At 66.5% G+C, this 16,746-nt stretch carries 14 protein-coding genes; 4 read left to right on the forward strand and 10 right to left on the reverse strand.

Annotated elements, in window-relative coordinates:
• Positions 1-95: 95 nt before the first annotated feature.
• The 3 genes from AC5P8C_RS14650 to AC5P8C_RS14660 all read right to left on the reverse strand — a co-directional run bounded on the left by AC5P8C_RS14650 (position 96) and on the right by AC5P8C_RS14660 (position 6,273).
• The gene (locus AC5P8C_RS14650; protein ID WP_019660973.1) at positions 96-1,499 is read right to left on the reverse strand and encodes a mannose-1-phosphate guanylyltransferase/mannose-6-phosphate isomerase; all 1,404 of its coding nucleotides are present in this window, start codon (positions 1,497-1,499) and stop codon (positions 96-98) included.
• 12 nt (positions 1,500-1,511) lie between these two features.
• Complete coding sequence (locus AC5P8C_RS14655) at positions 1,512-2,858, reverse strand: phosphohexomutase domain-containing protein (protein ID WP_019660974.1); 1,347 nt, start codon at positions 2,856-2,858, stop codon at positions 1,512-1,514.
• Positions 2,859-2,955: 97 nt separating this feature from the next.
• Positions 2,956-6,273 carry a DEAD/DEAH box helicase gene (locus AC5P8C_RS14660; RefSeq protein ID WP_019660975.1) on the reverse strand — a complete coding sequence of 1,106 codons (3,318 nt, stop codon included), beginning with the start codon at positions 6,271-6,273 and terminating at the stop codon, positions 2,956-2,958.
• 158 nt (positions 6,274-6,431) lie between these two features.
• On the opposite strand from AC5P8C_RS14660, the gene AC5P8C_RS14665 reads away from it, so the two are divergent.
• The 3 genes from AC5P8C_RS14665 to AC5P8C_RS14675 are packed head-to-tail and all read left to right on the forward strand — an operon-like array spanning position 6,432 to position 8,432.
• Positions 6,432-7,163, forward strand: a complete 732-nt coding sequence (locus tag AC5P8C_RS14665; protein WP_019660976.1) for a CoA transferase subunit A — start codon at positions 6,432-6,434, stop codon at positions 7,161-7,163.
• Position 7,164: 1 nt separating this feature from the next.
• Complete coding sequence (locus tag AC5P8C_RS14670) at positions 7,165-7,797, forward strand: CoA transferase subunit B (protein ID WP_019660977.1); 633 nt, start codon at positions 7,165-7,167, stop codon at positions 7,795-7,797.
• A gap of 47 nt (positions 7,798-7,844) precedes the next feature.
• Positions 7,845-8,432 (forward strand): alpha-ketoglutarate-dependent dioxygenase AlkB family protein, encoded by a 588-nt coding sequence (locus AC5P8C_RS14675; protein WP_019660978.1) that lies wholly within the window; start codon positions 7,845-7,847, stop codon positions 8,430-8,432.
• A gap of 4 nt (positions 8,433-8,436) precedes the next feature.
• On the opposite strand, the gene AC5P8C_RS14680 is transcribed toward AC5P8C_RS14675, so the two are convergent.
• Genes AC5P8C_RS14680 through AC5P8C_RS14695 form a run of 4 tightly spaced genes read right to left on the reverse strand, consistent with a single transcriptional unit; the run spans position 8,437 to position 11,955 of the window.
• The gene (locus tag AC5P8C_RS14680) at positions 8,437-9,078 is read right to left on the reverse strand and encodes an ABC-type transport auxiliary lipoprotein family protein (RefSeq protein ID WP_019660979.1); all 642 of its coding nucleotides are present in this window, start codon (positions 9,076-9,078) and stop codon (positions 8,437-8,439) included.
• Positions 9,075-10,001 (reverse strand): MlaD family protein, encoded by a 927-nt coding sequence (locus tag AC5P8C_RS14685; protein WP_019660980.1) that lies wholly within the window; start codon positions 9,999-10,001, stop codon positions 9,075-9,077. Before AC5P8C_RS14685 ends, AC5P8C_RS14680 begins: the two co-directional genes overlap by 4 nt.
• Positions 10,002-10,004: 3 nt before the next feature.
• Positions 10,005-10,832, reverse strand: coding sequence for an ABC transporter ATP-binding protein (locus AC5P8C_RS14690; protein ID WP_019660981.1), 828 nt, complete (start codon positions 10,830-10,832; stop codon positions 10,005-10,007).
• A 1-nt stretch (position 10,833) separates the two neighbouring features.
• Positions 10,834-11,955 carry an ABC transporter permease gene (locus tag AC5P8C_RS14695; RefSeq protein WP_019660982.1) on the reverse strand — a complete coding sequence of 374 codons (1,122 nt, stop codon included), beginning with the start codon at positions 11,953-11,955 and terminating at the stop codon, positions 10,834-10,836.
• Between the two features lie 92 nt (positions 11,956-12,047).
• On the opposite strand from AC5P8C_RS14695, the gene AC5P8C_RS14700 reads away from it, so the two are divergent.
• Positions 12,048-13,307, forward strand: coding sequence for a threonine/serine exporter family protein (locus AC5P8C_RS14700; RefSeq protein WP_019660983.1), 1,260 nt, complete (start codon positions 12,048-12,050; stop codon positions 13,305-13,307).
• A gap of 109 nt (positions 13,308-13,416) precedes the next feature.
• Here AC5P8C_RS14700 and AC5P8C_RS14705 read toward each other — a convergent pair whose 3' ends face one another.
• From AC5P8C_RS14705 to AC5P8C_RS14715, 3 genes are all read right to left on the reverse strand, one after another.
• Positions 13,417-13,800: an H-NS histone family protein gene (locus AC5P8C_RS14705; RefSeq protein ID WP_010480700.1), complete on the reverse strand. Its 384-nt coding sequence runs from the start codon at positions 13,798-13,800 to the stop codon at positions 13,417-13,419.
• A gap of 222 nt (positions 13,801-14,022) precedes the next feature.
• The gene (locus AC5P8C_RS14710; RefSeq protein WP_019660984.1) at positions 14,023-15,726 is read right to left on the reverse strand and encodes a proline--tRNA ligase; all 1,704 of its coding nucleotides are present in this window, start codon (positions 15,724-15,726) and stop codon (positions 14,023-14,025) included.
• Positions 15,727-16,308: 582 nt separating this feature from the next.
• Complete coding sequence (locus AC5P8C_RS14715) at positions 16,309-16,686, reverse strand: DUF4124 domain-containing protein (RefSeq protein WP_026347125.1); 378 nt, start codon at positions 16,684-16,686, stop codon at positions 16,309-16,311.
• Between the last annotated feature and the right edge of the window lie 60 nt (positions 16,687-16,746).

Consider the following 16,746-nt stretch of genomic DNA (forward strand, 5'->3'; position numbering starts at 1 on the left):
GGCAGGCGGCGTGCCGACCAACGGTCGGCACCCACCCCGACCAACGGTCGGCACCCACCCCAACCAACGGTCGGTCGCCTCCAGCGGGCGCCGGGTCAGCTGCGCCCGTAGGTATCCTCGAAGCGCACGATGTCGTCCTCGCCAAGGTAGCTGCCGGACTGCACTTCGATCAGTTCCAGCGGCAGCTTGCCCGGGTTGCGCAGGCGATGGGTCACTCCCAGCGGGATGTACGTGCTCTGGTTTTCGCTGAGCAGGATCACTTCGTCGCCGCGGGTCACTTCTGCGGTGCCGCTGACCACGATCCAGTGCTCGGCGCGGTGATGATGCATCTGCAGGCTGAGTGTGCCGCCGGGCTTGACCGTGATGCGCTTGACCTGGAAGCGTGCACCATTGTCGATTGAATCGTACGCGCCCCACGGGCGGTAGACCTTGCGATGCCACGTGGCCTCGCTGCGGCCTTCGGACTTCAGCTGACCGACAACGGTCTTGACCTCCTGCATGCGGTCGGCCCTGCCGACCAGCACCGCGTCGTCGGTCTCGACGACAATCACGTCATCCAGGCCGACCAGTGCCACCAGGCGCTGTGCATAGGCATAGGTGTTGCGGCAGTCGATGGCGATCACATCGCCCTGGTGGGCGTTGCCATCGCCGTCCTGCTGCGAGACATCGCGCAGGGCTGTCCACGAGCCGACATCGTTCCAGCCGGCGTCCAACGGAATCACCACGGCGTCGGCGGTTTTTTCCATCACGGCATAGTCGATGGAATCAGAGGGAACGGCGGCGAAGGCGTCCTTGTCCAGGCGGGTGAAATCCGAATCGCGGCGGGCCTGCTGCCAGGCCTGGCGGCTGCCGGCCAGCATGCCGGGCTGGAAGCGCTCCAGTTCCTGCAGGTAGCGCGAGGCCTTGAACAGGAACATGCCGCTGTTCCAGTAATACTGGCCGCTGCTGACGTAACCGCTGGCGGTCTCGAGGTCGGGCTTTTCGACAAAGCGCTCGACCGCACGCAGGCCCTGCCCATCGGCGGCCTTGATATAGCCGTAGCCGGTTTCCGGGCCGGTCGGCACGATGCCGAAGGTCACCAGCTTGCCGGTTTCGGCGGCACTGGCGGCGGCCTGCACGGCGCTGCGGAAGGCGGCTTCGTCGGTGATCACATGGTCCGAGGGCAGCACCAGCAGCAGCGCATCGGCGCCGTCGCGGGTGGCTTCCAGGGCTGCGACCGCGATTGCCGGCGCCGTGTTGCGGCCAACCGGTTCCAGGATGATGGCCGCCGGCTCGGCGCCGACCTGCTGCAGCTGCTCGGCAGCGACAAAGCGGTGCTCCTCGTTGGCGATCACCAGCGGGCCATGCGCGGCGATCGGCGCCACCCGCTTCCAAGTGGCCTGCAGCATCGTCAGCTCGCTGGCCAAGGGTAGAAACTGCTTGGGGTAGGACTCGCGCGACAGCGGCCACAGGCGGGTGCCGGAGCCACCGGACAGAATGACGGGCTGGATGATGCTCATGGTCGTCCTTGATTACTGCTGGATTAGGCGGGAAATTTCGTCGGTACGCGCCTGCATCAGCGCGGCGTCACCACGGGCTTCGACATTCAGGCGCAGCAGCGGTTCGGTGTTGGAGCTGCGCAGGTTGAAGCGCCAGCCGCCGAAGTCGGCACTGATGCCGTCGGTGTGATCCAGTACCGGTGATTGCGCCGCGAAGTGCTCCATCACGCGGGCCACGGCAGCCTTGGCATCGGCCACCTTGAAGTTGATCTCGCCACTGCACGGATAGGCCGCCATGCGGTCTTCGACCCACTCGGCCAGTGAGCGGCCGCTCTCGGAGATCAGCTGCGCGATCAGCAGCCACGGGATCATGCCGGAGTCGGCATAGGCGAACTCGCGGAAATAGTGGTGGGCGCTCATCTCGCCACCGTACACGGCGTCTTCGGCGCGCATCTTTTCCTTGATGAAGGCGTGGCCGCTCTTGCACTGCACCGGCACACCGCCCGCCTGTTCGACCATATCCACGGTGTTCCAGACCAGGCGCGGGTCATGCACGACCTTGCCGCCGGGATTGCGTGCCAGGATCGCCTTGGCCAGCAGACCGACCAGGTAGTAGCCCTCGATGAAGCGGCCGGTGTGGTCGAAGAAGAAGCAGCGGTCGAAGTCACCGTCCCAGGCAATGCCGAAATCGGCACCGTGTTCACGCACCGCATCGGCGGTGGCGGCGCGGTTCTCCGGCAGCAGCGGGTTGGGAATGCCGTTGGGGAAGCTGCCGTCCGGTTCGTGGCAGATGCGGATGAACTCGAACGGCAGGTGCGGGGCCAGCAGGTCGACGATCGCGCCCGCGCCGCCGTTACCGGCATTCACCACCAGCTTCAGCGGCTTGAGCCTGCTGGCATCGACATAGCTGAGCAGGTGCTGGATGTAGGCGCTCTTGTCGTGCTGGGCAACCTGCCCGGCACGCGGCGGCTGGGCCTCGGACGTATCGGCGGAAACCGCGTCGGAGATTGCGAACAGGCCGGTATCGGAGCTGATCGGCCGGGCATTCTCCTTGACCAGCTTCATGCCGTTGTAATCCATCGGGTTGTGGCTGGCGGTGACCATCACGCCGCCGGCCGCGCCCAGATGGTCGGTCTGGAAATAGACTTCTTCCGTGCCGCACAGGCCGATGTCGATCACCTCGCGCCCGGTACCACGCAGGCCGGTGGCCAGTGCATCCTGCAGCGCCGGGCTGGTCAGGCGCACATCGTGGCCGAGGACCACTGGACCGGGAGCGAGCTGCGCGGCCAAGGCGACGCCGATGCGGCGGGCCAGGTCTTCGTTCAGTTCTTCCGGCACACGGCCGCGGATATCGTAGGCCTTGAAGGCGGGCAGGGGCATCGATCAGTTCCTTTGTGAGCTCAGTCCCCAATTGTAGTCCCAGTCATGTATGGGAATCGTTTCCATCGGGGAACGCCACCTGACTGGCGTCCGGAGGTCAGCTTCGCGTCGACCGCTTGCCCGCTTTGCGCAAACGCTTGCCGGGCAGGCCCGGCAACGGCGCCAGCAGCGCCTGCACGTCTTCTTCGCTGAAGCGTGGCCCCGTAGCGCCGCCGCTTTCGAGAATGGCGTCGGCCAGCGTGGCCTTGCGCTCCTGCAGCTCGGCAATCCGTTCTTCGATGCTGCCTGCGGCGATCAGCCGGTAAACGAACACCGGCTGCTGCTGGCCGATGCGATGGGCGCGATCGCTGGCCTGGTTTTCGGCCGCCGGATTCCACCACGGGTCGAAGTGGATGACGGTATCGGCGGCGGTCAGGTTCAACCCGACGCCACCTGCCTTCAGGCTGATCAGGAATACCGGCACCTCGCCCTGCATGAAGCGCTGCACCGGCGTGGCCCGGTCCTGGGTGTCGCCGGTCAGGGTCACATAGGCCAAGCCCAACTGATCCAGTGCCTGCGCGATCAGCGCGAGCATGCCGGTGAACTGCGAGAACAACAGGATGCGCCGGCCCTCCTCGACCATCGACGGAAGCATCTCGCGCAGCAGCTCGAGCTTTGCCGAACCGGCATTGCGGGCGGGGATGTCGCCCGGCAGCAGGCGCGGATCGCAGCAGACCTGGCGCAGCTTCAGCAACGCATCCAGTACCACGATGTGGCTGCGCGCCAGCCCGCTGCCGCTGATGGCTTCGCGCACCTGCTTTTCCATCGCTGCGCGCACGGTTTCATAGAGATCACGCTGGCCGCCTTCCATTTCCACCGCGCGGGTAATGACGGTCTTGGGCGGAAGCTCTGAAGCCACCTGGTCCTTGCGCCGGCGCAGTATGAACGGACGCAGCCGTTGCGCCAGCAAGGTGGCGCGGCGGTGGTCGCTGCCACGTTCGATCGGATGGCGCCAATGCTGGTTGAACTGTTTCTCGCTGCCTATCAGGCCGGGCAGCAGGAAGTCGAACTGCGTCCACAGCTCGCCCAGGTGGTTTTCCAGCGGCGTGCCGGTCAGGCACAGCCGGTGGCGCGCCTGCAGCGTGCGCAGGGCGATGGCCGCGCGTGACTTCGGATTCTTCACCTGCTGGGCTTCATCCAGAATCAGCAGATGGTAGGTATGTGCCTGCAGCGCCTGCTCGTCGCGCCACAGCAGAGGGTAGGTGGTCAGTACAAGGTCGTGCCCGGGAATCGCCTCGAACAGCGTTTCACGTGCCGGCCCGTGCAGGGTCAGCACGCGCAGGCCCGGGGTGAAGCGTGCCGCTTCGCTCTGCCAGTTGTGCAGCAGCGAAGTGGGCACCACCAGCAGCGCCGGACGGTCCAGGCGACCGGCTTCCTTCTCGACCAGCACATGCGCCAGCGTCTGCACGGTTTTGCCCAGGCCCATGTCATCGGCCAGCACGCCCCCCAGGCCCTGCTGGCGCAGGTACTGCAGCCACGACAGGCCTTCGCGCTGATAGGGACGCAGCGTTGCCACCAGCCCTGCCGGCGGCGGCACTTCGCCCAATGCGGGTGCCTGCATCAGCCGCTGCACCAGTGCCTGGGTGTCCTTGCGCCCGCGGAACTGCAGGCGCGCCGTGTCCTGCAGCGCCTGCAGGCGGCCACGGTCAAGCACAGACAGGCGCAGCGGCGCGCCACGCTGGGCGAACAGGTCCGTCAACAGGGCCATGATCGGTTTCAGTCGTGCGGCCCGCAATGCCAGGCGCGTGTTGTCGCCCGCCGTCAACAGAATGTTCTCATCATCGCCGATGGCGTCCAGCTGGCCACGCATCCAGCGGGGATCGGACTGCAGCACCTGCTGCAGCAGCGGAACCATCGACACGTTGCGGCCTTCCACCTGGATGTCCAGGCCCAGGTTGAACCAGCCCGCATCCGCCGGGTCCGCCTGGATGTCCAGGTCGATCTCATCCACCCGGGTGATGCGATGGCGGAAATCGTCGTCGGTCTCTACCTTCCAGCCCAAGGCTTCCAGGCGCGGTACGTCGTCCAGCAGGAACCGTGTCCAGTCATGGGTGCGCAGCTGGAACTGAGGTCCTGCGCCCTCCAATGGCGCCCGCGGCGCCGTGTCGCGATGCAGTCCCACCGTGCGCAGCTCGGCCTCGCGCCGTGATTCCTCGGCCAGGTCGCGGGGCAGCAGCGCAAGCTGGCCCTCCGGATCGTGGGCGAACAGGCTCGGATCATCCAGGAACCGCACGTGCTCGTCGTATTCGAAGGCCACGGTGGCGATATCGGCCCATTGCGAAGCGTCGCGGTGGCCAAGCCATGCCGGGCGGAACTCGATCGTATGCAGGCGCAGCACGGGGGTCATGGCGCTGATCTGCAGCGTAGGCAGTGTGTCGCCTGCACCGGGGCGCGGCAGCGCGGGGTCGATCTGTTGCAGCAGTTGCGCCACGATCGGTTCCTCATCGGGGAGCAGGTGGGGAAGGGCGAGGAACGCGTCCGCGTCCTCTGGCTTGACGTCCAGCAGGAGAAGGCCGACTTCACCGGAGACCGGATCCAGGTAACCGGCACTAGATCCCAGTACGAGGCCTTCCGCATCGCCTTCCACGCTCAGTGCCGGCGCCAGCAGCAACCTGCCGTGAGTCGTCTCTGCGCTCCACCCCAACGTACCGCGACGTGGTGTGCCGGGCCTGGCTGGCACGCGATCATGCATGCCACATGACACCCAGCCATGCCCGCTGGACACGATCGACTGCAGGATCGTGCCGACGTCGAACCACTCCGGCGGTTTCACCGACTGATGCAGGGCCCACAGCTGCGCCACCGCGGCCAGGTCGGCCTGCGTCAGGTAGGCGGGCGGTTCCAGCAACAGCTGAGGGGTGATTTCCTGCCACTTGTCGAACTCGATCGTGTCGTCGAGGGCGTACTTGACGCGACGGAGCAGGATGGAAGGCCGGTGATTGAACGTGGACAGCTCGAAGATGATGCCGTTTCTACGTGACCGGGGAGGCTGGGCTCTGACGGACTGCCAGCGTGACAGCTGTTCCAGCAGTTCGCGGCGTGGCGACTGGACCGGTTCGTGCTCCGACGCTGGATCGTCATCGCCCAGGTCTGCTGCATCCAGCATGTGGGCGATCAGCACGGCCGCCACGTGCTTGCAGTGATGGCCGACAGGGCACGAGCATTCACTTTGCAGGCGGCTGCGAGGATGGCGCAGGCTGGCTTCCAGATCGATTTCCACCCTGTAGGGATATCTGGCCGAGCCTTTCACTTCGGCGATGAGCATTCCACTGGTCAGATGCATGTTGCGGACGCCGGACAGGCAACGTTCGCTCTTTTCCAGTGTCCACGCGTCCATCCAGCGGAGCAGGTCTTCTTCGGTGTAGGTATGGGCCATCAACGAGGGTGGGCCGGGCATGGGGCCGGCCATTGGCAGGGGAACCAAGCATTCTACGGAACCCAGTGCGATGCCCGTGCAATGCTGCGGCGCATCCAGGCCCTTCGCCGCCCTCCAGCTAGAATGCGGTCATCCTCAACGTGCAGGGTAGTACAGCAATGCAGCAATCGACTTCCACCGGCAAGCGCAGCAAGCGTTTCGCCAGTGCGGCGGAGGCCCTGCAAGGGGTGGTCGCCGATGGCCAGACGCTGGCCGTGGGCGGCTTCGGCCTGTGTGGCATTCCCGAGGCCCTGATCGCCGCGCTGCGCGACAGTGGCGCCAAGGGCCTGACCGTGATCTCCAACAATGCCGGGGTCGATGGTTTCGGTCTGGGCCAGCTGCTGGAAACCCGGCAGATCAAGAAGATGATTTCGTCCTATGTGGGCGAGAACAAGGAGTTCGAGCGGCAGTTCCTGGCCGGCGAGCTCGAGCTGGAATTCAACCCGCAGGGCACCCTGGCCGAACGCCTGCGTGCTGGCGGCGCAGGCATTCCGGCGTTCTTCACCGCCACCGGCTATGGCACAGTGGTGGCCGAAGGCAAGGAAACCCGCGAGTTCGATGGCAAGCACTACGTGATGGAAACCGCGCTGCGCGCCGATGTGGCACTGGTCAAGGCCTGGAAGGCCGACGAGGCTGGCAACCTGGTGTTCCGCAAGACCGCGCGCAACTTCAACCCGGCCTGCGCGATGGCCGGCAAGGTCTGCATCGTGGAAGTGGAAGAGGTGGTGCCGGTCGGTGCGATTGATCCGGACCAGGTTCACTTGCCGGGCATCTATGTGCACCGCATCGTGCACAACGCGCATCCTGAGAAGCGAATCGAACAGCGCACCATCCGCGCGGAGGGCAACTGACATGGCGTGGACCCGCGATGAAATGGCGGCCCGTGCCGCCCAGGAACTGACCGATGGCGCCTACGTGAACCTTGGCATCGGCCTGCCGACCCTGGTCGCCAACCACATTCCCGACGGCGTGGATGTGTGGCTGCAGTCGGAGAACGGCCTGCTCGGCATTGGCCCGTTCCCGACCGACGCCGAGGTCGACGCCGACCTGATCAACGCCGGCAAGCAGACGGTCACCGCACGTGCGGGCGCCAGCTACTTCGGCAGCCACGACAGCTTCGCGATGATCCGTGGTGGCCACGTCAACCTGGCCATCCTCGGCGCCATGCAGGTCACCGACAAGGGCGACCTGGCCAACTGGATGGTGCCCGGCAAGATGGTCAAGGGCATGGGCGGCGCGATGGACCTGGTGGCCGGCGTGCAGCGCGTGGTGGTACTGATGGAGCACACCGCCAAGAACGGCGAGCACAAGATCCTGGCCGAATGCACGCTGCCGCTGACCGGCGTGGGCGTGGTCGACCGCATCATCACCGACCTGGCGGTGTTCGACGTGACTGACAAGGGCCTGCTGCTGGTGGAGGCCGCGCCGGGTGTCAGTGATGACGAACTGAAGGAAAAAACGGGCGTGGCGTTCGCGCGCCGCTGACGTTCCGGGGCGGCCTTCGGTCGCCCCCCCTTTCCCTTGGGGCGCCCATGCTGTTCCCCCACGACCTTCCCGATGCCGACGTCCGCCACCTCCCGGCCTGGCTGTCTCCCGCCGAGGCCGATGCCTTGCAGCGCGATCTGCAAGCCGGCGTGCCGTGGGAGGTGCATCGCATCCGCATGTTCGGCAGCTGGGTGGATTCGCCACGGTTGAGCTGCTGGATAGGTGATCCGCAGGCGCGCTATCGCTACTCGGGGGCAGAATTCGTGCCGCACCCGTGGCCGCCGTCCCTGCAGGGCATGCGCGAGCGCCTGCAGGACGATGGCTTCGGCCGCTTCAACAGCGTGCTGCTGAACCGCTATCGCGGCGGCGGCGACTACATGGGATGGCACAGCGATGACGAGCCGGAGTTGGGTCCGGCCCCGGTGATTGCGTCGCTGAGTCTGGGCGCATCGCGTCGATTCCTGCTGCGCCGGCGCGATGATCCGGCGCGCAAGGCCGAGTACCTGCTCGGCCATGGCGATCTGCTGGTAATGGCGGGGCAGACGCAGAGGTTCTACCAGCACGCGCTTCCGAAGATGGCGCGGGTGCAGGGTGAGCGGATCAACCTGACGTTCCGCTGGATTGCGCCGCGCTGATCGATCAGCGCGCGACGTTAGGCTGGTCGGCCTGCCCGCTCACCAGTGTCCACCCCACCACATCCTGCGCCAGCTGCTGCAGGCCACGTTCGAACGCCGCGGTCACCGCCGGTACGTCGGTGCTGCCGACCGGCTGCGCCTGGCGGAACGTACGGTCGGCCACCACGCGCTGGTCGGCGACGTGGATCAGCTTGGCGTTGACCTCGATCACCACGGTCGGCGTGGCCTGGCCCTGGTAATCCGATTCGAAGCGGCGCACGTCGGTGGACAGCTTGTAGTCGGCACGGATGCCGGCGGTGCTGCGCGCCACGCCGCGGATGCGCCCGGAATCCTCGAAGCCGCGCAGCAGGGTGTCCTCGATCATGTCGGTGGCCGGCTGTGCCCAGCTGGCGCCCTTGTAGATTTCCATCTGCGAAGGCGTCGGCCGCACATTGATGCGCGGGCTGTCGACCAGGCGCGCGGCGCTCGGCTTGGCCAGTACCAGCTGCCAGCTGGCCTGCGGCCACGCCGGGTCGGCCTTCACCTGCACGGCGGGCGAGTACAGCGTCACTGCGGTTTTCTCGCTGCTGCCAAGGATGGAGCAGCCGCCCAGCAGGGTGACCAGCGAAGCGGCCAGCAGCAGGCGCGGAAGGGGCATCGGGCTCATTTGGGTTCGAACTCCTTCGGTGCGTCGCGGCCCAGCAGGTAGCGCGCGGGGTTGTTCTCGAGGCGGTCGCTGACCCGGCGCAGGTCGCGGATCAGGCCGCGCAGTTCGGTCAGCGTCGGGCCGAGCTGGCCGAGGCCATCATTGGCGAAGCTGTTGATCGCGGCGCGGTTCTCGCCAAGGATCGAATCGGCGTTGCCGGCGGCCGAGTCGAGCTTGGCCAGGGTGGCATCGAGCTTGTCGATGATGCCCGGCAGCTGCTGCACCAGGTTCCTGTCCAGGCGCTCGATGGTGCCGTTGGTGGTCTTCAGCGTGGTGTCCAGGCTGCGGGCGGCATCGCGCGCGCTGAGCAGCAGCGCCTGGGTACCCTGGTCGCGGTCGGCCAGGCCACCGCTGATGGTCTCCAGGTTGGCCAGCGTGGCGTTGATCGAGGCTACATTGCGGTCGCTGAGGATCTGGTCCATGCGCTCGACGATGCGGTTGGCAACATCAGTGATGTTCTGCAGCGCCGACGGCGTGGTCGGTATGATCGGTGCCGGATCCTTGTTGACCGTGGTCAGCGCCGGCGACTGCGGCGTACCGCCGCTGAGCTGGATGATCGACGGGCCGGTGAGGCTGGTGATCGCCAGCTTGGCGCGGGTATCGGTCTTGACCGGCGTGGTCGAGTTCAGGCGGATGCGTGCGACCACCTGGCGCGGGTCGTCCGGCACCAGGTTCAGTTCGACGATCGACCCGACCGCGATGCCGTTGTACTGCACCGGGCTGCCCACCGACAGGCCGGTCACCGCCTCGCGGAACACCACGCGGTATTCCTGCCAGGTGCGGTCGGAAGAGTACTTGGCCGCCCACAGGCCGAACGCCAGCAGGGCCAGGCCGGTGATCAGGGTGAACGCGCCGATCAGCACGTAGTTGGCTTTGGTTTCCATGGCTTAGGCACTCTCGATCTGTTCGCCACGCGCGGCGCGCGCGCGGGGTCCGTGGAAGTATTCCTGGATCCACGGATGATCCAGTTTCTCGATTTCCGGGAGGGGGGCGTTGGCAACGACCCTGCGGTCGGCCAGCACGGCCACGCGGTCGCAGATGGCGTACAGGGTGTCCAGGTCGTGGGTGATCAGGAACACGGTCAGCCCCAGCGCTTCCTGCAGGGTCTTGATCAGTCGGTCGAACGCGGCCGCGCCGATCGGGTCGAGGCCGGCGGTGGGTTCGTCCAGGAACAGCAGCGGCGGGTCCAGCGCCAGCGCCCGGGCCAGGCCGGCGCGCTTGCGCATGCCGCCGGACAGCTGCGAGGGCAGCTTGTTGATCGCGTCGGCGGGCAGGCCGGCCAGCTTCACCTTCAGCAGTGCCAGCTCGTAATGCCAGCGCTCGGGCAGTTCGCGGTAGTGTTCCTTCAGCGGCACCTGCACGTTCTCGCCCACGGTCAGTGACGAAAACAGTGCGCCGTCCTGGAACAGCACGCCGGTGTTGCGTTCGATGTGCAGGCGGCTCTCGGCGTCGTCGGCACGCGCGTCGCGGCCCAGCACTTCGATCTGGCCTTCGTCGGGCGTGCGCAGGCCCAGGATGGAGCGCATCAGCACCGACTTGCCGGTGCCGGAGCCACCGACCACGCCCAGGATCTCGCCGCGACGCACGTCCAGGTCCAGGTCTTCGTGCACGGTCTGGCTGCCGAAACGGTTGACCAGGCCGCGCACGCGGATGGCCAGCTCGTGGCCGTCGTCGTCCTGCATGGGAATGTCTTCGGGCGTCGGATGCGTGCTCATGTCACCAGCCCATGTGCATGAACCACAACGCCGCGAAGGCGTCGATGATGATCACCAGCGAGATCGTCTGCACCACGCTGGAAGTAGTGCGTTCGCCTACCGACTGTGCCGTGCCTTCGACCTTCAGGCCTTCCAGGCAGCCGATCAGGCCGATCACCAGCGCGAACACCGGCGCCTTCGACAGGCCGACCAGCATGTGCCGCACCTCCATGGTCTCGTGCATGCGCGCGATGTACATCTGCGGCGGGATGTCGAGGTCGAACGCACCGACGGTGACGCCGCCGGCCAGGCCGGCGATCATCGCGATGAAGGTCAGCAGGGGCAGGGTGACCAGCAACGCCAGCAAGCGAGGCAGCACCAGCAGGTCGACCGGGTCCAGGCCCAGCGTGCGCATCGCATCGATTTCCTCGCGCGCCTTCATCGCGCCGATCTGTGCGGTGAAGGCGCTGGCGGTACGGCCGGCCAGCACGATCGCGGTCAGCAGCACCGCGAACTCGCGCAGGAAGGCGATGTTGACCAGTTCGACCACGTAGATCTCGGCGCCGAAGTCGCGCAGGATGGTCGAGCCGAGGAAGGCGATCACCGCACCGACCAGGTAGGACAGCAGTGCCACCAGCGGCACCGCATCCAGCCCGACCTGCTCCATCTGGTGCACGGTGGCGGTAAGGCGGAAGCGGCGCGGTTCCTTGACCAGGCGGGCCGCCTTGACCAGGTTCTCGCCGAGGAAACTGCACAGCGCCTTGATGTTGTGGCCTGTGGCATGGACGCTGACACCCAGCCGCTCCAGTGCCGCCAGCACGCCGAAGTCGCGCTTGGGCTTGGGCCGGTCGTCGGCGACTTCCTCGATGGTGCACACCAGCGCCTGGTGATCCGCGCGGAACTTCAGTGCGTCTTCGCCGAGGTCGGCGCGATGGGCCACGCGCAGCACCTGCAGCACGCCGGCCGAATCCATCTTCTCGATGGCGGTGGCATCGATGCCGGTCAGCGTGTCAGGAACGCCACGCAGGACCTCGGCCGCGGCCAGCGCGGTCTTCAAGGTCCAGGTGCCGGACAGGCGGATCACGCCCGGATCATGGGCGTCCTGTTCGAGCTGGGGGGCGTGGTTCGGGGTCACTTGGGCCATTCCGGTCGCAGCATAACCGTTCTGTATTGGCCATCGCGTCGAACTCGGATGAATTTCTCCGGTCAGGCCCCGCCTAGGTAATACTACGGCGCATGTCCGCAGATGCTCACACGATCCCCACGCCCCAGGCCACCTACGCGCAGCGGGTGGCCTTCGTTTCCGAGATCGCCGGACGCCTGCACAGCTATGGCACCACGGCCCAGCGCCTGGAAACGGCGGTGGTGGCACTGGCTCGCCAGCTCGACCTGGATTGTGAACCGTGGTCGAACCCCACCGGCATCATCCTCAGCTTCAGCGATCCGGCGCAGGCGATCGGCTCCAGTGACATCACCCGGGTGATCCGCCTGGCGCCCGGCGAGAACGACCTGCACAAGCTCAGCGTCGCCGACCATATTGCCGAAGAAGTGGCCAACGGCCGGATGAGCATCGCCCAGGGCCACACCGCGCTGCGCCAGCTGGACAAGGATCCGGGCCGGCGCGGCAAGCTGCGCACGATCCTCTCGTTCACCCTTGGCGCGGCCGGCGTGGCCGGCATGTGGAAGCTGCCGTGGCTGGACATTGCGACCGCCGGTGTCATCGGCCTGATGATCGGCCTGCTCGGCATGGTCACCGACCGTCGCCCGGCCACCCGGGAAGCCGCCGAGGCACTGGCCGCGCTGTTGGCCGGCCTGGTCGCCACGCTGGTTGCGTCCTTTATTGGTGCGCTCAACCTCAACACGGTGATCATCGCCTCGCTGGTAGTGCTGCTGCCCGGCATGTCGCTGACCAATGCGGTCAACGAACTGGCCAGCCAGCACTGGGTATCGGGCACCGCGCGCTTTGCCGGCGCGCTGACCACCATCATGAAGCTCAGCGTCGGCGCGATGATCGCGGTGACCCTGGCCGACGTGCTCGGCCTGGACCCGGTGATCCGCGCGGCTCGGCCGCAGGGGCCGTGGGTGGAGTGGGGCTCGCTGCTGACCGCGGCATTCGCGTTCGCGATGCTGTTCAAGGCCAATCGTCGCGACTATCCGTGGGTGATTGCCGCCTCGGTGGCCGGTTATGCGATCTCCAAGTTTGGCGGCCACGCCTGGGGCGCGCCGGCCGGCATCTTCCTGTCGGCGATGCTGCTGACGGCCGGTGGCAATCTGTTCGGTCGTCTGGTCGGGCGTCCGGGCGCGATCATCCGCCTGCCCGGCATCATCATGATGGTGCCCGGCAGCACCAGCCTGCGCGGCGTGCTGACCCTGGTCCAGCAGCAGGACGTGGGCGCCGGCCAGAGCGTGTTCCTTACCGTGCTCAACGTGGTGATGGCACTGGTGGCCGGCCTGCTGTTCGGCAATCTGCTGATGCCCGCCCGCAAGACTCTGTAGAGCCGAGCCCATGCTCGGCTTCGGATATGGATAGCCGAGCGTGGGCTCGGCTCTACAAACAAAAAACGCCGGCTTTCGCCGGCGTTTTCCATTGCATCCCGATCCGGCCTCAGGCCTTCTTGATCAGGAAATCTTCCGGCTTCTTGTTGCCCTTGGCAGTCAGCTCAGCCATCCAGCGCGGCTGCTTGCCACGGCCGGTCCAGGTTTCCTTGGGGTTGGCCGGGTTGCGGTACTTCGGGGCAACCTTGCCCAGCTTGCGGCCGGCGGTCTTCGACGGGGCCTTGGCGGCCGGAGCGGCCTTGCGGGCACGCGTGGCCGGGGCGCTGCCGAACAGTTCTTCGATGGTGTAACCCTCGGTCTTGGCCAGCTTGGTCAGCTGGGCCCGGACCTTGGTGATCGGCCGGCGCTTGGCGACGATGGTCTGCTGCTTCTTGGCGGTACGGATCAGGGCGCCCAGCTCGCGTGCTGACAGGCCGGTCAGGTCAATGCTCATTTACGGTTACTCCGGAAACTAATGTGTGGACGGGACAAGCCAGTCCATGGCGTCGGCGGACAGAATAGAGATGAATTAATCACAGCACAAATGCAGGCGGGTCATGGCGTGGCGGCATGCAGGCGCCGTCGCGGTGATTTTGACCGGATTATGTCCGCTGCAATATCGGGGAAGACCGCGGCAGAAAAAAAAGACCGGGGCAGGGCCCGGTCTTTTTCCTGATCAGCCCTGCAGACGCTGCAGCAGGGAGGCCTTGTCCAGGCTTTCTGCTTCGCTGGCGCGGCGCGAGCGGTATTCGTAGGTACCGGCGGCCAGGCCGCGTTCGCTGACCACCACGCGGTGCGGGATGCCGATCAGTTCCATGTCGGCGAACATCGCGCCCGGGCGCAGGCCGCGATCGTCAAGCGCCGCGTCCAGGCCGGCATCGCGCAGTTCCTGCAACAGGTTGGCCGCAGCGTCGGCCACGGCAGCATCGCCCTTCGGGTTGATCACGCACACCACCACCTGCCACGGCGCCATCGCGTCCGGCCAGATGATGCCGGCATCGTCATGGTTCTGTTCGATCGCGGCAGCTACCACGCGCGAGATACCGATGCCATAGCAGCCCATCGCCATCACCGCCGCCTTGCCGTTTTCATCCAGCACGGTGGCATCCAGCGCTTCGGCGTACTTGCGACCGAGCTGGAACACGTGGCCGACTTCGATGCCACGGGCGATCTTCAGTTCGCCACCGTCCACTGCGCGGTCACCGGCACGCACGTTGCGGATGTCCGCCACTTCCGGTTCCGGCAGGTCGCGGCCCCAGTTGACGCCGGCCAGGTGGAAGCCGGTTTCGTTGGCGCCGACGACGAAGTCCGACATCGCCGCCACTTCGCGATCGGCGACCACGCGGATGGGCTTGGCCGGGGCGACCGGGCCGAGGAAGCCCGGCACGCTGCCCAGATGCTCGGCGATCTCCGCCTCGCTGGCGAAGCGCTGTTCGTCCAGGCCGGCAACCTTGGCCAGCTTGATCTCGTTGACTTCATGGTCACCGCGCACCAGTACCAGCACGAACTGCTGTGCCTTTCCTTCACCCGCGATCAGCGCCACCGACTTCACCGTGCGCTGCAGGTCGATGCCGAGCAGGGCCGCGACCTCCTCGCAGGTCTTCTGGCTGGGGGTGTCGACCTTGCGCATGGCTTCGCTGGCGGCCGCACGCGGCGCCGGATCGGCGGCAATCGCCGCTTCCATGTTGGCCGCGTAGTCCGAGCCGGTGGAGAACACCAGCGCGTCTTCACCGGAATCGGCGATCACGTGGAATTCCTGCGACGCATCGCCGCCGATTGCGCCGGAGTCGGCCTGCACCATGCGGAAGTCCAGGCCGAGGCGGGTGAAGATGCGGCTGTAGGCCGACTTCATGTTCTCGTATTCGCGCACCAGGCACTCGTCGTGCAGGTGGAACGAATAGGCGTCCTTCATCAGGAACTCGCGCGAACGCATCACGCCGAAACGCGGGCGGATCTCGTCGCGGAACTTGGTCTGTACCTGGTAGAAGTTCACCGGCAATTGCTTGTAGCTGGACAGCTCGCTGCGCGCGAAGTCGCAGGCTGCTTCCTCGGCGGTCGGGCTGTAGCAGAACACCTGGTCCTTGCGGTCCTTGATCTTCAGCAGCTGCGGGCCGAACTTCTGCCAGCGCCCGGTCTGCTCCCACAGTTCCTTCGGCTGGATGGTCGGGATCTGGAATTCCACGGCACCGGCGCGGTCCATTTCCTCGCGCACGATGCGCTCGACCTTGCGCAGCACGCGCAGGCCCAGCGGCGACCAGGTGTACAGGCCCGATGCCAGCTTGCGGATCATGCCCGCGCGCAGCATCAGCCGGTGGCTGGTGAGCTCGGCGTCGCTGGGGGTTTCCTTGGTGGTGTGCAGGTGGAACTGGGAGAGGCGCATCGTCGGCTTCGGATAACGGCAGAGACGCCTATTCTGCCAGCCCGGCCGGGGGGAGGGGTATCGGCAGGGCTGCGCCCTGCACCCGCCTCAAGCAACGTCAGCTGCAACAGCAACAGCAACAGCAACAGCGGGCTTCCCGTGGGATGGCGGGGTGGGTCAGGTTGCGGGAGACGCCGTAAACCCATCCCTGGGGGCTTGGCCGCGGCATCCATGCGGCTGACACCCCGCAAACGGACCCACCCCGCCTTCGACAGTTTCCTGCAAGCTGTCGGAATGGCTCCTGGGGTCAGATCCGTTTTCCGCAGGAAAACGGATCTGACCCCGGATTCAATTCGAGATCCGACAGATTTCATCCACGCATGGCGTGGATCTATTGGCCACCGGGAATCTGTCGGGGGTGGGGCGGTGTCGGATTGCGGGGTGTCAGCCGCATGGATGCCGCGGCCAGGCCTACATGGACGTACTTGCGGCGTCCCCGCAATCCGACACCGCCCCGCCATTCCACGGAATGCCCGCTTTTGACGTTGCCGTTGCCGTTGCATGCAGCCTCTGCAGGTGCAGGGCGCAGCCCTGCCGACCCCCTTAACTTGCCGGTGGGCAGTACGCCTTGATCGCGGCCTCCGCCAGCCCCTTCTGCGCGGTGCGCTGCTCCGGGCTCAACGGGGTATCGGCCTTGCCATCACCATCGGTGTCCTGCATCACCTGGCCGCCACCATCCAGCAAGGCCAGGTTGGCACGGGCGGTGCTGCACTGCTCGGGCACCGGTGCAGCCGGAGTCTGGGTGCTGGCTGCAGTCTGCGGGCTGCGCGCCTGCTCCCGGGTCTCGTACTTTTTGCCCGCCGGCGGGGTCTCCGAGTACTGGGTCACGCCATGGGCGTCCTTCCATTTATAGACCGGGCCAGCCACGGCGCTGGCACTGGCCAGCAGCAGCAGGCATCCAAGGCAGGACAGGGCACGCATGGCAAACTCCGCGGAATGGGCGTAGAACGCCGATTGCAGCATTGGCGCCGAGCACTGGCA

Source organism: Stenotrophomonas sp. YJH_SMC_46, from assembly GCF_059370315.1.

Excerpts from the sequence above, each read along its gene's own strand:
- AC5P8C_RS14650 (WP_019660973.1), bottom strand. The coding sequence starts at position 1,499 with ATGAGCATCATCCAGCCCGTCATTCTGTCCGGTGGCTCCGGCACCCGC.
- AC5P8C_RS14655 (WP_019660974.1), bottom strand. The coding sequence starts at position 2,858 with ATGCCCCTGCCCGCCTTCAAGGCCTACGATATCCGCGGCCGTGTGCCG.
- AC5P8C_RS14660 (WP_019660975.1), bottom strand. The coding sequence starts at position 6,273 with ATGGCCCATACCTACACCGAAGAAGACCTGCTCCGCTGGATGGACGCG.
- AC5P8C_RS14665 (WP_019660976.1), top strand. The coding sequence starts at position 6,432 with ATGCAGCAATCGACTTCCACCGGCAAGCGCAGCAAGCGTTTCGCCAGT.
- AC5P8C_RS14670 (WP_019660977.1), top strand. The coding sequence starts at position 7,165 with ATGGCGTGGACCCGCGATGAAATGGCGGCCCGTGCCGCCCAGGAACTG.
- AC5P8C_RS14675 (WP_019660978.1), top strand. The coding sequence starts at position 7,845 with ATGCTGTTCCCCCACGACCTTCCCGATGCCGACGTCCGCCACCTCCCG.
- AC5P8C_RS14680 (WP_019660979.1), bottom strand. The coding sequence starts at position 9,078 with ATGAGCCCGATGCCCCTTCCGCGCCTGCTGCTGGCCGCTTCGCTGGTC.
- AC5P8C_RS14685 (WP_019660980.1), bottom strand. The coding sequence starts at position 10,001 with ATGGAAACCAAAGCCAACTACGTGCTGATCGGCGCGTTCACCCTGATC.
- AC5P8C_RS14690 (WP_019660981.1), bottom strand. The coding sequence starts at position 10,832 with ATGAGCACGCATCCGACGCCCGAAGACATTCCCATGCAGGACGACGAC.
- AC5P8C_RS14695 (WP_019660982.1), bottom strand. The coding sequence starts at position 11,955 with ATGGCCCAAGTGACCCCGAACCACGCCCCCCAGCTCGAACAGGACGCC.
- AC5P8C_RS14700 (WP_019660983.1), top strand. The coding sequence starts at position 12,048 with ATGTCCGCAGATGCTCACACGATCCCCACGCCCCAGGCCACCTACGCG.
- AC5P8C_RS14705 (WP_010480700.1), bottom strand. The coding sequence starts at position 13,800 with ATGAGCATTGACCTGACCGGCCTGTCAGCACGCGAGCTGGGCGCCCTG.
- AC5P8C_RS14710 (WP_019660984.1), bottom strand. The coding sequence starts at position 15,726 with ATGCGCCTCTCCCAGTTCCACCTGCACACCACCAAGGAAACCCCCAGC.
- AC5P8C_RS14715 (WP_026347125.1), bottom strand. The coding sequence starts at position 16,686 with ATGCGTGCCCTGTCCTGCCTTGGATGCCTGCTGCTGCTGGCCAGTGCC.